Below are 13,525 nucleotides of genomic sequence, written 5' to 3'. Positions count from 1 at the left end.
TGCCGGGCAGAACAGGCACCGAACGAGCGACCGGATCCGACCGCACCTGCGACAACTCAAGCCGGTCCCGTGCTCTCGACGGTGATGTCGTCGAGGCGTTCGCGGCGCCAGGGAGGGTGGGACTGTGTCAGCCCGCGGCAACTGTGGAGCACGTGGCGCCGGGCCGCGGCAGCTCGCGGCTGGTGGTGTCAGGAGGACTTCACGATGGTGCCGTCGGGTTTGACGGTGAAGCGGTAGAGGGTGGTTCGCAGGCGCTCGCCGTTCAGGCTCAGGACGAGGTTGGCGGGCGCGCCGATGGAGACTCGGACGATGCCCTTGTTGGTGATGGTCTGGGTCACACCGGGACCGACCATGCCCTGGAAGAGGCGCTTGCCCTTGCTGTTCCGCAATGTGACGTATGAGCCATCGCCCTTCGCGGTCAGCACCAGCTTCACGTGAGTCGGGGCCGGCGGCTTCGGCGGAGGCTTGGGGGTCGCCTTCGGCGTGGGCGTCGACTTCGACACCACCGGCGTAGTCACGGCCGGCGTGGTGCTGGCGGACTTGGACGCGTTGGCCTCGATGTCGCTGGGCAGTGTGAAGAGGCGGACCATGCCCCAGCCCATCAGGCCGACCAGGATCGCGCCGACCACGACGGCCCAGCGCGGGCGGGCCGGGTGCAGCGAGGGCCGCTTGACCACGGCACGTTCCTCGCGGCGAGACTTCTCCTCCTCGACGGCGTGTTCGGCGTCGAAGGTCGCGAGCAGCGGCGCGGGGTCGGCCTTGACCACGCGAGCGATCGAGCGGATGTGCCCGCGGGCGTAGAAATTCCCACCACAGCGAGAGAAGTCGTCGGCCTCCATGGCGACGAGCAGCCCGGTTCTGATCCGGGTGGCGGCACTCAGCTGCTCGATCGTCATGTCGGCCCGCTCGCGGGCCGCCGTGAGCTCGCTGCCGATGCTCACGTCCCCACCGTCCTCTCCATCGCCCGACTGGTTGCTCGGGCCGTCGTCGTCTCGCCGACGGCTTGGACCCTCGACATCAAGTCAACGGCCTTGGTGCGACGGGGTCACGCCAGACTCAGAGTTGTTCCGTGACCGGACACCTGGCGTCCGCCAGCATGTGCAGTGCCTGTATCACTTCCCCGTTCGACGGGCGTGCCGTCAACCCGAACGGTACCGCGAGTGACGAGCCGGTCAACCGCCGATTCGCATCGGTTCTCTTGCGGCTCGAACTCGGCATCGCGCCGAGGATCGGCCCAGGATCCTGTAAATGAACGGCTATCCGGCCGTCGTCGAGCGGATGGCGGCGCTTCAGCACCGTCACCTGGTCGATGTCCTCCCACCGGGTCCCGATCCATTCGTTGCCGATTCGCAACCGGATCCCCACGTCGTCGGCGACCAGCATGTCCCCGACCGTCAAGGCCCGCGCGCAGATCACGGCAAGTACGGCGAACGCCGCGGCCGCGATCCAGCGCAGTACGCCGGTCGGACTGGTGGAGGCGGATGCGGCGAAGCCCACCGCGACCAGGGCCGCGCCGAGGGCCAGTCCCCCGTGCACCTTCTGGGAGGAACGGATGGTGAACGGCACCGGCTTGGGATCCCCGTCGAAGCGATCGGTCCGGGGCTGCGCACTAGCGGCGGTCACGTCACTCTCCTCGCAGGGTCGCGATGAAGTCCTCTAGATCGTCCGGCTTGACCAGTACGTCGCGCGCCTTGGAACCCTCGCTCGGTCCGACGACTCCGCGGCTTTCCAGGATGTCCATCAGGCGACCCGCCTTGGCGAAGCCGACGCGCAGCTTACGCTGCAGCATCGACGTGGAACCGAACTGCGTCGACACGATCAGCTCGGCCGCCTGCACGACCAGGTCGAGGTCGTCGCCGATCTCGTCGTCCAGGTCCTTGCTCGGCCCGGCCACAGCGGTGACGTCCTCGCGGTACGTCGGCTCCAGCTGGGTCTTGCAGTGCTCGACCACGCCGCGGATCTCGGACTCGGTCACCCAGGCGCCCTGGATACGCATCGGCTTGCTCGCACCCATCGGCAGGAACAGGCCGTCACCCTGGCCGACCAGCTTCTCCGCACCCGGCTGGTCCAGGATGACCCGGCTGTCGGCCAGCGACGAGGTCGCGAACGCCAGCCGGGACGGGACGTTCGCCTTGATCAGACCGGTCACCACGTCCACCGACGGCCGCTGGGTCGCGAGCACCAGGTGGATGCCGGCCGCACGGGCCAGCTGGGTGATCCGGACGATCGAGTCCTCGACATCGCGCGGCGCGACCATCATCAGGTCGGCCAGCTCGTCGACGATGACCAGCAGATAGGGGTACGGCGTCAGCACCCGCTCGCTGCCCGGCGGCGGCTTCACCTTGCCGGTGCGGACCGCCTTGTTGAAGTCGTCGACATGCCGGAACCCGAACGCGGCCAGGTCGTCGTACCGCATGTCCATCTCGCGGACGACCCACTGCAGCGCCTCGGCGGCCTTCTTCGCGTTGGTGATGATCGGCGTGATCAGGTGCGGGATGCCCTCGTAGTTGTTCAGCTCGACCCGCTTGGGGTCGACCAGGATCATCCGCACCTCGTCCGGGGTGGCCCGCATCAGGACCGAGGTGATGAGCGAGTTCACGAACGACGACTTACCCGAGCCGGTGGCACCCGCAACCAGAAGGTGCGGCATCTTCGCCATGTTCGCGACGACGAAGCCGCCCTCGACGTCCTTGCCCAGGCCGGCCACCATCGGGTGGTGGTCGTTGCGGGCGGTCGCCGACCGGATCACGTCGCCGAGGCTGACGATCTCCTTGTCGGTGTTCGGGATCTCGATGCCGATCGCGGACTTGCCCGGAATCGGCGAGAGGATGCGTACGTCGGCCGAGGCCACCGCGTAGGCGATGTTCTTCGACAGCGCAGTGACCTTCTCGACCTTCACCGCCGAGCCGAGCTCGACCTCGTAGCGAGTGACTGTCGGGCCGCGCGTGTAGCCGGTGACCTGGGCGTCGATGCCGAACTGCTCGAAGACCTCGGTCAGCCGGTCGACCACCTGATCGGACGCCTTGGTCCGCGCCTTGTGCACCGAGCCCGGCTTGAGCATCTGGCCGTCGGGCAGCGTGTAGGTGATGTCGCCGGACAGACTGAGCTGCTCCACGCGCTGCGGCAGTGGAGTGTGCGGCGGCGGCTCGGGCGGCCCGTCCGAAGACTTGCTCGAGGCAACCACCGGCCCGGTCGCGGCGGCAGCGGCAGCAGCGGCCGCATCGCCGTCGACGTCGTACGCGTCCTCGTCCGGCGCAGGCGTCGCCTTCGGCTTTCGGCCGCGCTTGGAGATCTCGCGTCCTTCGAGCACCGGCGAGTCGTACGGCTTGACCGTCGGCTCCCCGTCCTCCTCGTCCGCGGCGGCCTTGGCCCGGCGCTCCTTGCGGGTCAGCCGCACGGTGTCGTCGGTCGGTGCGGCCGCGACGGACGGAGCGTCCTCCGGCAGCGCCGTACGCCCCATCAGTACGTCGAACGCCGCGCGGACGCGGAGCGGGATCGCGTAAACCGGAGTCGCGGTGATCACCAGCGCACCGAAGATCGCGAGCAGGACCAGGAGCGGCGCAGCGACGTACTGCGTGAGCAGGTCCGAGAGCAGTGAGGAGACGACGTACCCGATCGCGCCGCCGGCGTCCTGCAGCGGAGCATCGGCCGGGTTGCCCGGGCGGGGCAGGCCGTTGGCGATGTGGACCAGGCCGAGTACGCCGAGCGAGACGGCGGTCCAGCCGATCACCTGGCGTCCAGCCGGACCGTTGCGGTCCGGGTGACGCAGCGTGCGAACCGCGACGAAGAGCAGCAGCAACGGCACAGCCCAGCCAAGCATGCCGACGCTGCCGCCGACGACAGTCCGGATGCCGTGCCCGACCGCGCCCGGGAGATCCCACCAGATGGCGGCGGCCACCACGACCGCCAGGCCGATCAGGAACATGCCGGCGCCGTCGCGGCGGTGCTCGGGGTCGAGGTCGCGGGCGCCGTGGCCGATGCCGCGGACCATGCTGCCGAGCAGGTGCGCGATACCGATCCAGATCTTCACGACACCGCGGCCGAGAGCGATCATGGCGGCCGCGAACGGGCCCGCTCCGCCGTTTTTGGGCGTACTGGTCCGCGCGGCGGTGGATCCACCGCGCTTCGCGCTCTGCCCACGCTTCTGGGCGCCTGACGGACGGGAGCGTCCACCAGCAGCCGAACGAGCCGTACTCGGCCGTTTGGCTGCCGACTTCTGCGCCCGCGCCGGGGAAGACGTGCGGGTCGCCATATCTAGCAGGCTACCCCGATTACCTCTCGAGTCCCACGTGTCACACGCCGATCACGCTGCCCCATCCGTAGCGTCACAGCGCGGCCACGCGGCGCCGGAGCCGGAAGAGGTGCCAGAGGACGACGTACCAGGCGAGCGCCGCCAAGCATCCGGAGGCGACTCCCGTCAGCACCGACCGGGCGACCGCCTCGCCGACGAGGTCCGTCCTGCTCAGCTGTACGACGTCGCCGGCCAGGCCGATGAGCACCATCGCGGCCAGTACGACGTACCGGACCCACGGCGGGACGTGGTCCTCCCCTGCGACGGACTGCGGATCAACCCGGCGGTACCAGCGGTAGAGCCAGATGGCGAGGACCAGGCAGCCCCCGACGGTGCTCACGTACTGCAGGATGCGGTTGACGTCCCATGCGCCAGTCACCTGTGCCGTGAAGAACGAGTGATACCGGAGGACGAAGTAGCCGTCGTAGTGGGTGAACGAGTCCCACAGGACATGCGTGAGGGCGCCGATCATCGCCGACACGACCGTCCACAGGACGACAGCCGTCGAGGGCACCCGCAACGACGGGGTGGGCAGACGAGCAGCCAGACCAGCCGGCGCGAGCGCGAGCAGTGGGCGCTGAACCACCACGGTGAAGGCGACCAGCAAGATCAGAGCCAGGAGAGGGTCGAGCCACAGCGCGGACGACAGCTTATGCGTGAGGGTCAGCGTGAAGTTGCCGTTGATCCCTTGCGTGGCGAAGCGGTAGATCGGGTCGAGGTACAGCAGGTCGGGCGCCACCGCACCTGCCACCAGGGCCGACGCCACCAATGGACGTCGGACCAGGGGCAGGATGGCTGCGGGATGCGCGAGCGTGAACGGCACGTCCCGCAGCCTAGGAAGACCAGAGGTCAGAAGGTCGGCCAGCTTCCCGCCAGCGGCTGCTGGCCGAGGCCGGCTGCCTTCCAGTTGCAGACACCGTTCGGGAATGCCTGCCGCAGCGACTCCCACTGGGCTGGACTGAACGGCACCTTGTAGTCCGACGGCTTCAGCGGCTGGAGCCGGCACTTGATGATGTCGTTGGCAACGGATGCCCCGGCCACCTGCCGCGGGGACGGCCACACCGGATACAGGGTGTTGCACCGAGTCGTACCGATGCCGTTGACCTGCGTCTCGACGATCTTCTCGCCCTCCGGGCTCCAACACCCCTCTGCGAGCGACGCCGGCTTGTTGCGCAGCAGCCGCGCGTGCGGCGAACCGGGCCGGGTGTCAGTGTCCGTGGCGTCCATCCAGTGGTCCAGCGCCGTCAGTGCGTCGGCCAGCACCGGGTTCGTCGTACTGAATCCACCAGGAGCGTCACCGGCCTGCACCAGCATCACCTGGTTGGCGGCATCACCGTTCGCCTTGCGCAGCCGCTCCCGCAGCGAGAACGAGTGGAAGATCAGGTGGATGTCGCCGTTCGGCAGTTCGTCCCAGTACTGCCGGTAGTCGATGATCGGCGTACTCGCCAATCCCCCACCACCGTTGATCAGTTGCCCGGTCCGGTACGCCGTACTGATCGCGGACGGATCCGCCACGGTCCGGGCGGGGACGAAGTTCGCGTCGGTGTCGAAGCCGCCGACCGCCCGGTTCAGGTCGAGGAACTGGTCCGCGGTGATCTTGCCGGAATTCAAAGCATCCAGGCCGTATTGGATCCCGACGTTGTCCAGCGGACGCCGGGCCGCGCCGGTCGCCGGATCCTTGCCCCAGACGTTCACCTGGTGGTCGTAGACGTCGCAGCGCGCACCGCCGGGGTTCGTCACCGGGTCGTACCGCTGCTCCACCGGAAGTTGCCCAGGGCAATAGACCCGCGGGTCGATCCGCCTGCCGGCGCCGGCCAGGTTGGCGATCGTGCCGACCTTGCCGAAGCCCGCCGCGGCCCGCTTCTGCTCGTCGGTCCAGCCGGTCGCGGATTGGAAGTAGTGGTCCAGCAGCAGCGCGTCCGTGATCGTGTGCAGGGTCGCGAATCCGACCTCGGGGAACACGCAGGACGCAACGATCCCGTCCAGCAGCCCCGGGTAGTCGTCGGCGATCTGGAACACCTGGTACGACCCACCCGAGCAGCCCCAACCGACAGTCTGCCGCGGTACGCCGATGGTCTCGGCGATGTGCTCCCGCGTCATCGACATCGTCTCGGCGGCCAGTACGCCGTTGCAGTTGACACCGAACACGTTCAGGCTCGACGACGCCACGGCGTACCCGCGACCGAGCATCAGGTCGTCGTTGATGCCGCCGGTCCCGCTGCCCTGCTGGTACCAGCCGCCCGGGCAGCCGCCGCCGAACGTGTAGATCAGCCGGCCGTTCCACCCCGTCGGCGCGTGTCGCACGTCCGGCTCGCCTGCCGCCGGGTCATGGAGTACGGCGTACTCGTAGATGGACCGGTTGATCACGCCGGTCTCGACGCGGACGATGTACGGCACGGTCCGGCCGTCCGAGGTGGTCGTGGTCGCGAGGTCCGCGGGCCGATCAGGGGGCAGCACCTTCAGCGACCGGTCGATCGTGGACCGGTAGAGGTAGTCGACCCTGGTCGGCACGGAGCAGTTCGCATCCGTCGGTGGCCCGAGTTTCACCTTCGCGAGCGTGGTGAAGTCGGCCGTCCCGCAGACGTAGGGCGTCTCGTGCGGACCAGCGAGCATCGGGCCGGTGCGCGGGTGGTTCGTGACCACCAGCCGCTCGCGGTCGGCCGTGATGGTGTTGCGGCCATCGACGAGACCGTCGACCAGGCCGGTCAGGTGATCACCGGTCCGGGCGAAGGCGTCGGTGACGTCGCGCCCGTCCAGCCGGACCGTGACGCGGTCGAGGTTCGGGCCGTGGACCCCGACCAACACGTTGCCGTCGCTGACCATGTCCGGCCGTGGCGACGAGAGCACTTCCAACCGGATCCCCGCGGCATGCGCGGGCACCGCGAGCAGGCTGGAGAGTAGGGCGATCAGGAGCAGAACGAGGGCGGTCGGTCGCTTCATGCGACGAGTCGATCACAGCGCGATGCAGACCGGAAGGGTCAAGGCAATCGATTTCCAGATTGGAGTGGACCACTCACGCGCCGGTAGTGCCGTCCAGTTGCTCACGGACGAGGTCGGCGTGACCGCAGTGCCGCGCGTACTCCCCGATCAGGTGGATGTAGATCATCCGCAGCGTCGACTCGGTGCCACCGAAGGTGAAGCGATCGTCGAGCGACCGCCCGGCGGCCGCGTCGTCGGACAGCTTCCACTCCGCGATCAGACCGTCGTACGCCGCCTGCGCCTCGGCCGGATCGATCAGCTCGTAATCGGCGTCCTTACCAAGCTCGGGAGCGAACAGCGGCTCGGCCGGTTCTCCGTCCGCGAAGTGGATGCGGAACCAGATGCGTTCGACCTTGGTCAGATGCCGGATCAGTCCGAGCAACGAGAGGTTCGACGGCGGCGACGGGCGCTCGGCCAGCTGTCCCGGCGTCAGACCGGCGCACTTGAACAGCAGCGTGGTGCGGTAGAAGTTCAGATACCCCTGCAGCAACTCGCGTTCCGGCGCGGTCAGCGAGCCGTCGGGCCGGTCTACGTCAGGCGCTGTCCACTCCGTCGTCATGGCCCCTATCCAACACCAGCCTCCAGGAAGCGCAGCCCCTGCTTCATCCACTCGCGGGGGTTGGTGTCGAGCCGCTCCGCCCAGGCCGGCTCGGTCTCACCGCGCAGCCAGGCGTACCGCGCGAGTGCGTACCCGTACATCGCCTCGGTCAGGTAGCCGAGCTTGGAAGTCCCGTAGTGGGTATGGGTCCGGTAGAACTCGAAGGACGCGTTGGCGCTGAAGATCCCGAAGCCGACGAAGACCGTGAACAGGTCGGTCAGCGGCTCGCCGTCGCGCCGGTCCGGATCGATCCGGTCCTCGCCCAGAAGCCGCTCGTGGCCGAGCTCGTGCACCATGGTCGCGACCAGAGCCACCGGTCGCTGCGCCTGCTTCATGTCCACCGTCACGATGGTGGCGCCGTCGCGCTGACGCCAGTGCCCGGCCGCCCCTGACGACTCGGAGTTCAGGCCCAGATTCGCAACGAGCTCGTCTGGCTCATCCGGCTCGAGGTCCAGCCGGACCCGGTCCGCCGGCACCTCCACGTGATCGCACAGCTTCCGGAACACCGCCCGTACGTCGTCCTCCGAGCCGCTGTACCCGGCCGGGAACCACGACTCCTCGGGAACCACCACCGGCCGGCGCAGGAGCTCGTCACCGAACTCGGCGACGAACCAGTCGAGGTTCTCCTCGATCCAGAGTTGCTCCACGCTCCGGACCGGACAGCTGGCCTTCTTCTTCCACCACATCCCCACCACCTCCCGCCCGGTCGGACGCAACAGCGGCGCGGAAGGTTGCGGTCCGGACCGGTGTCTCAACATGCGCTCGGCAATCTCACATCACGAGATTTGGGCTGGCGTCGATCGTGGCCCGTTCGTTACCGTTCTCGGCAGGTCATGAGTGCCAGCGTCAAGCCCCGGCTTGCTGGCCGGCAACCCTCCTCCGCGGTGGGGTGCCCCGGGTGAAGACCGGGCCGTGCGGATACCCCGTTCGGCAAGCGCGGACTTCCTGGGAGCAGCACCATGTCGATCCTCTCCATCCTCGAGCCTGCCAGTACGACGACCCCGCGGCCGACCGTCGCCCGGCTCGTCACCGGCAGCGTCCCGGCCACCGTCGGCTCGGACCTCCTGGTCCCACTGGCCGACGGCCGGGTGACGGACTACGCGAACTTCGACCACGGTGCGAGTGCGCCGTGTCTGGAGTCGGTCCGCGCCAGCGTCGAGGCCGCACTGCCGTCGTACGCGTCGGTGCACCGCGGCAACGGCTACGCCTCCCGCATCACGACGCAGTGGTACGAGCAGGCTCGCGCCGAGGTGCATGCCTTCGTCGGCGGCCGTGCCGACGACCAGGTGATCTTCACCCGGCAGACCACCGACTCTCTCAACCTGCTCGCCCATGTCGTGCCCGCGGACGCGACGGTGATCGTCTTCGAGTCCGAGCACCATGCCGCGCTCCTCCCCTGGCCGGCCGACCGCACCGTCCGCCTCGCCGCGCCGAGCTCCCCGACCGAGGTCGTGACAAACGTCGCGGACGCGCTCCGGGCCGCCCCGGAAGGCCCACGGCTGGTCGTGGTCACCGGCGCGTCCAACGTCACCGGCGAGATCTTCCCGATCGCCGAGATCGCCGCAGTCGCCAGGGCTCACGGAGCCAGGGTCTGCCTGGACGCCGCCCAGCTCGCGCCGCACCGCGCCGTTGACATCGAGCAGCTGGACGTCGACTGGGTCGCACTGTCCGGCCACAAGCTCTACGCCCCGTACGGCGCCGGTGCGCTGATCGGCCGCGCGGACTGGTTCGACGCCGCCGACCCGTACCTGTACGGCGGCGGCGCCACGACCGCAGTCACCGGCGACGCCGTGGTCTGGGCTACCGGTCCGGCACGCCACGAGGGCGGCTCCCCCAATGTCATCGGCGCGATCGCACTGGCCTCGGCGTGCGCCGCAATCACGAAGCACCGCGACGCAATCGAGCAGCACGAGCGCAGCCTGCTTGCCCGGCTCCGCACCGGTCTCGCTCAGCTCCCCGGCGTCACGACGTACTCGATCTTCGCTGAGGATGCGGACCGCGTCGGCACTGTCTGCTTCACGATCGCCGGGCTGAGCTCGACGCTGGTGTCGGCGGCCCTGAGCGCGGAGTACGGCATCGGTGTGCGCGACGGCAAGTTCTGCGCGCATCCCCTCGTCGGACACCTGCTCGCCGGCTCCCCCGAGCACGGCACCGCCGTACGGGCGAGCCTCGGCCTCGGTACGACGCGTGAGCACGTGGACCGTCTCGTCAACGCCGTACGGACGCTGGCCACGAGCGGACCGCGGACGGAGTACGAGGACACCGCCCACGGCTGTCAGCCCGTCGCCGACCCCCGCGACCTCCAGGCCCCCCGGATCTGGTGACGAGGATGACCCTTCACTGCTGATGCGTCGCCAGCCAGGTCGCGATCTGACTCCGTGAACTGAAGCCCAGCTTGTCCAGAATGTGCACGACGTGGGACTCGGCAGTCCGCCGGCTGATGACCAGGCGCGCCGCGATCTCCTTGTTCGTCATCCCCTGCGCGACCAGCTCGGCCACCTGGTATTCCCGCCCACTCAGCGGACCGGGAGTACTCGGACCGGGCGCGAGGTCCGAGGACTCCACTCCGACCGCGAACGCGATCGCCTCGTCGAACTCCGTGGCCGCTGCCGCACCACGATCGAACGCGGTCCGGTATCGCTCAGGTCCGAGCGCGTCCAGTACCTCGCGCTCACACGTGTCGTGGGCGTCCGTCATGTGCATCCAGCCGAGCATTGGACGCCCGCCACCCATCGGCCAGAGCTTGTCCGCGACACCCAGCAACTCGGCAGCGCGTGCGTGCTGCCCATCGCCGCTGTGGTCCAGCACAGCAACTCCAGCCAAGTGACGGCCCCGAGTACGTCGTTGAAGGTCTGAGCGAGCCGGATCGCTTCGGTCAGTCCCTCGGCAGCCTCTCGGTACGCGCCGAGCCTCCACTGCGCGAGCGACCGTGCGAACAGCAGATTGCTCCGAGCAAACTGCTCTCCACTGGCGTCGCACTGCTCCAGTCCGAGACGCGCCAGCGCCAGTCCGCGCTCGGGATGACCTTCCCACGTCTGGACCTGCGCAGCGGACGCGTGGAGTTGGAGGAGCAAGCTGCTCGGTTCGCCGCGGGCTTCGAGCTGACCGATCGCCTGCTGGAACAGCGGTTCCGCCTTCTCGACCTCACCGCTCAGGAACCAATAGCCGCCGATGACGAGCAGCGCGTAAGCGAGGACCTCGTCGTCACCGTTCTCGCGAGCCCAGGCCTCCGCCTCGTGGCCGTAGGAATAGATGGTGGACGGATAGCCCATCAGACTCAGCGCGAACGCCGCGATCCACAGCGCCTGCGCCCGGTCCCGGCTCGGTGCAGGGTTCCGCTCGAGGGCGAGTTCCAGCCAACGCCTGCCCTCGGCGGAGTGCCCACAGAACAGCCAGTGGTAGTGCAGCGCGACCGCGAGTCGCAGTCCGACCGCCTCCTGCCCTGGTGTGGTGAGGCTGAACTCCAGCGCCGACCGCAGGTTGGCATGCTCCGGTCGCGTCCGTGCATGTGCCTCGGCCTGCGCGTCCCCACGGCTCCAGTCCCGCCCATACCGCTCGGCCAGCCGCAGGTAGTGGTCACGATGCCGCGCCCGTACGACGTCCTCCTCGGACCGTAGTTTCTCCAGCCCGTACTCACGGATCGTTTCGAGCAACTGGAACCGGCCGGTCCCGAGACCGCCGTCGGACTGCACGATCGACTTGTCCACCAGCCCCGAGAGCACCGACAGGTCCGCGGCCCCGACAGCCTCCGCGCCCGCGAGGTCGAACCCACCGATGAAGACCGACAGGCGCGCCCACAACGTCCGCTCCGCGTCGCTGCACAGTCCGTAGCTCCAGTCCAGGATCTGCTGTCGTCCCGGCGCCAGCGTGTCCATCCGGTCGAGCAGATCGTCGACCGAGAGGACGCGCATCCAGGCTGCCGCCAGCTCGACGGCCAGCGGGATGCCGTCCAGTCGCCGGGCGATCTCGACGATCTGCGCCCAGTTTCCCTCGGTCACCCGGAAGCCCGCGGACACCGCGGCGGCGCGATCGGCGAACAGCTTCACCGCATCCTGTTCGACGGCGCCGGACAGGCCGCTGACGACCGCGGCCGGCAGCGGGCGAACGGCGTACACGTGTTCGCCGTCGACTCCGAGGACGTGTCTGCTGGTTGCGAGCACCCGGAGACCCGGCGCGGCCTTCAGCAGCCGCCGGACCAGATCGGCGCAGGAATCGTGGAGGTGCTCACAGTTGTCCAGCACCAGCAGGAGCGACCGGTCCTCGATGAACTCGGTCAACCTGGCGATCGGGTCGTCGTCGGCGTCGCGCAACCCCAAGGTCGAGCCGATGGTCCGCGGCAGCTCGGCCGGATCCCGTACGGCGGCGAGTTCGGTGAGCCAGACGCCGTCCGGGAAGGTCCTGCGCAGCTGTGCCGCCGTCCGCAGACCCAGCCGGGTCTTGCCGACGCCGCCCGGTCCCGTGAGCGTGACCAGGCGCCCGGTCGCGAGCAGCGCCCTGATGTCGCGCAGTTCCTGGCGTCGACCGACGAAGCTGGTCAGCTCGGCCGGCAGCGTGCCCATCGACCACCTCTCGATCCACCGGGAGTACTTCCAGAGTGGACGATAAGGCAGATGTGACGAAGCCGCTCCAATCGTGGAGCGGCTTCGTAGCGAACACGACATGACCGGGAGGTCAGCCGAGGTAGTGCGCCAGGTCCGCCGCGGCGTGCCGGAACTCGGCCCGGGTCGACGGCAGGTCGTGGATCGGGTTCAGCAGCGCCATGTCGTGGATCTGGCCGACGTACATCACCGAGACCACATCGACGCCGGCCTCGTCCAGCTTGTGACCGTAGGCCTGCCCTTCGTCGCGCAGTACGTCGTTGCCCGACGTGTGGATGATCGCCGGCGGCAACCCGCGCAGCTGATCCGGCCGGGCCTGCAGCGGGGCGGCGTACGGGTTGTGCCGGGTGGTCTCGTCCGGCGCGTAGGTGTCCCAGCCGAACTTCATGAAGGCCAGCGGCAGGAACCGACCGTCGGCGAACTCGCGGTACGACTCGGTGTCGAGCCGCGCGTCGGTCGCTGGGTAGAGCAGCAGCTGGACCTTGATCTCCGGACCGGCATGGTCACGGGCGTACAGCGCCAGCGCGGCGCTCAGGTTGCCGCCGACGCTGTTCCCGGCGACCGCCAGCCGGCTCGCGTCCAGGCCGGCCGCCGCGCCGTCGCGGGCCACCCACTGCAGCGCCGCGTAGCACTCCTCCAGCTGGGCCGGGAAGACCGCGTCCGGGATCGGCGTGTACTCGACGAACACCACGGCGTACCCGGTCTCGACGACCAGGTCGCGGGTCAGCCGCTGGTGGTTGTCGAAGTCGCCGGCGATCCACACCCCGCCGTGCAGGAACAGGACGACGGGCAGCGGGCCGTCGACGCCGGACGGTCGCTGAATGTACAGCTTCGTCCGGACGCCGTCGACCTCGATGTCGTGCTCGGTCACGTCGACGCCGCTCAGGTCGACCGGCACCGTCGCCTGCAGACCGCTGAGGGTCGCGCGGACCTGCTCACCCGGCAGCAGCCAGAACGGGTCCGGGTTCTTGTTCAGCTCGGTCAGGAACTCACGGACCCGTCGCTCGATCCTGAGGTCGGTGCCGGCATCGGGTACGTCGTACGCCTCGGTCATCGGAG

The 13,525-nt window shown here is 69.0% G+C and carries 11 protein-coding genes and 1 riboswitch; of the genes, 1 reads left to right on the top strand and 10 read right to left on the bottom strand.

The features are described from left to right. Nucleotides 1-188: 188 nt before the first annotated feature. The 7 genes from E0H73_RS04665 to E0H73_RS04635 all read right to left on the bottom strand — a co-directional run bounded on the left by E0H73_RS04665 (nt 189) and on the right by E0H73_RS04635 (nt 8,554). Nucleotides 189-941, bottom strand: a complete 753-nt coding sequence (locus E0H73_RS04665) for a helix-turn-helix domain-containing protein (RefSeq protein WP_131351686.1) — start codon at nt 939-941, stop codon at nt 189-191. Between the two features lie 115 nt (nt 942-1,056). After that, nucleotides 1,057-1,623, bottom strand: coding sequence for a hypothetical protein (locus E0H73_RS04660; RefSeq protein ID WP_131351683.1), 567 nt, complete (start codon nt 1,621-1,623; stop codon nt 1,057-1,059). Nucleotide 1,624: 1 nt separating this feature from the next. Then, a complete protein-coding gene (locus tag E0H73_RS04655) occupies nt 1,625-4,054 on the bottom strand; it encodes an FtsK/SpoIIIE family DNA translocase (protein WP_131352532.1) in 2,430 nt (809 codons plus the stop codon). 271 nt (nt 4,055-4,325) lie between these two features. Then, nucleotides 4,326-5,114: a DUF4184 family protein gene (locus E0H73_RS04650; protein WP_165555483.1), complete on the bottom strand. Its 789-nt coding sequence runs from the start codon at nt 5,112-5,114 to the stop codon at nt 4,326-4,328. A gap of 26 nt (nt 5,115-5,140) precedes the next feature. Further along, nucleotides 5,141-7,231, bottom strand: coding sequence for a DUF6351 family protein (locus tag E0H73_RS04645; protein ID WP_131351678.1), 2,091 nt, complete (start codon nt 7,229-7,231; stop codon nt 5,141-5,143). 73 nt (nt 7,232-7,304) lie between these two features. Beyond that, nucleotides 7,305-7,829 carry a DinB family protein gene (locus E0H73_RS04640; RefSeq protein WP_131351675.1) on the bottom strand — a complete coding sequence of 175 codons (525 nt, stop codon included), beginning with the start codon at nt 7,827-7,829 and terminating at the stop codon, nt 7,305-7,307. Nucleotides 7,830-7,834: 5 nt separating this feature from the next. Continuing rightward, on the bottom strand, nt 7,835-8,554 hold the full coding sequence (locus E0H73_RS04635) for a hypothetical protein (protein WP_131351672.1): 720 nt from the start codon (nt 8,552-8,554) through the stop codon (nt 7,835-7,837). Between the two features lie 143 nt (nt 8,555-8,697). Then, nucleotides 8,698-8,811: riboswitch (SAM riboswitch) on the top strand. Between the two features lie 16 nt (nt 8,812-8,827). Here E0H73_RS04635 and E0H73_RS04630 point away from each other — a divergent pair. Next, nucleotides 8,828-10,192, top strand: a complete 1,365-nt coding sequence (locus E0H73_RS04630; protein ID WP_131351669.1) for an aminotransferase class V-fold PLP-dependent enzyme — start codon at nt 8,828-8,830, stop codon at nt 10,190-10,192. 13 nt (nt 10,193-10,205) lie between these two features. Here the strand turns inward: E0H73_RS04630 and E0H73_RS04625 are convergent, their stop codons facing one another. The 3 genes from E0H73_RS04625 to E0H73_RS04615 all read right to left on the bottom strand — a co-directional run bounded on the left by E0H73_RS04625 (nt 10,206) and on the right by E0H73_RS04615 (nt 13,520). Beyond that, nucleotides 10,206-10,571 (bottom strand): helix-turn-helix domain-containing protein, encoded by a 366-nt coding sequence (locus tag E0H73_RS04625; RefSeq protein WP_165555482.1) that lies wholly within the window; start codon nt 10,569-10,571, stop codon nt 10,206-10,208. Beyond that, complete coding sequence (locus E0H73_RS04620; protein ID WP_131351663.1) at nt 10,562-12,427, bottom strand: ATP-binding protein; 1,866 nt, start codon at nt 12,425-12,427, stop codon at nt 10,562-10,564. The genes E0H73_RS04625 and E0H73_RS04620 overlap by 10 nt, the downstream gene beginning before the upstream one ends. A gap of 112 nt (nt 12,428-12,539) precedes the next feature. Further along, the gene (locus E0H73_RS04615) at nt 12,540-13,520 is read right to left on the bottom strand and encodes an alpha/beta hydrolase (RefSeq protein ID WP_131351660.1); all 981 of its coding nucleotides are present in this window, start codon (nt 13,518-13,520) and stop codon (nt 12,540-12,542) included. Nucleotides 13,521-13,525 lie beyond the last annotated feature (5 nt).

It is taken from the genome of Kribbella pittospori (assembly GCF_004331465.1).
Classification (GTDB): Bacteria; Actinomycetota; Actinomycetes; order Propionibacteriales; family Kribbellaceae; genus Kribbella; species Kribbella pittospori.
The sequence above is the reverse complement of the archived record's forward strand: the minus strand, read 5'-3'. Positions and strand labels throughout refer to the sequence as shown.

What these genes read in the sequence shown, in the direction of transcription:
- E0H73_RS04635 (WP_131351672.1), bottom strand. Translation starts at nt 8,554, where the DNA reads ATGTGGTGGAAGAAGAAGGCCAGCTGTCCGGTCCGGAGCGTGGAGCAA.
- E0H73_RS04625 (WP_165555482.1), bottom strand. Translation starts at nt 10,571, where the DNA reads ATGCACATGACGGACGCCCACGACACGTGTGAGCGCGAGGTACTGGAC.
- E0H73_RS04655 (WP_131352532.1), bottom strand. Translation starts at nt 4,054, where the DNA reads ATGATCGCTCTCGGCCGCGGTGTCGTGAAGATCTGGATCGGTATCGCG.
- E0H73_RS04645 (WP_131351678.1), bottom strand. Translation starts at nt 7,231, where the DNA reads ATGAAGCGACCGACCGCCCTCGTTCTGCTCCTGATCGCCCTACTCTCC.
- E0H73_RS04620 (WP_131351663.1), bottom strand. Translation starts at nt 12,427, where the DNA reads ATGGGCACGCTGCCGGCCGAGCTGACCAGCTTCGTCGGTCGACGCCAG.
- E0H73_RS04615 (WP_131351660.1), bottom strand. Translation starts at nt 13,520, where the DNA reads ATGACCGAGGCGTACGACGTACCCGATGCCGGCACCGACCTCAGGATC.
- E0H73_RS04640 (WP_131351675.1), bottom strand. Translation starts at nt 7,829, where the DNA reads ATGACGACGGAGTGGACAGCGCCTGACGTAGACCGGCCCGACGGCTCG.
- E0H73_RS04630 (WP_131351669.1), top strand. Translation starts at nt 8,828, where the DNA reads ATGTCGATCCTCTCCATCCTCGAGCCTGCCAGTACGACGACCCCGCGG.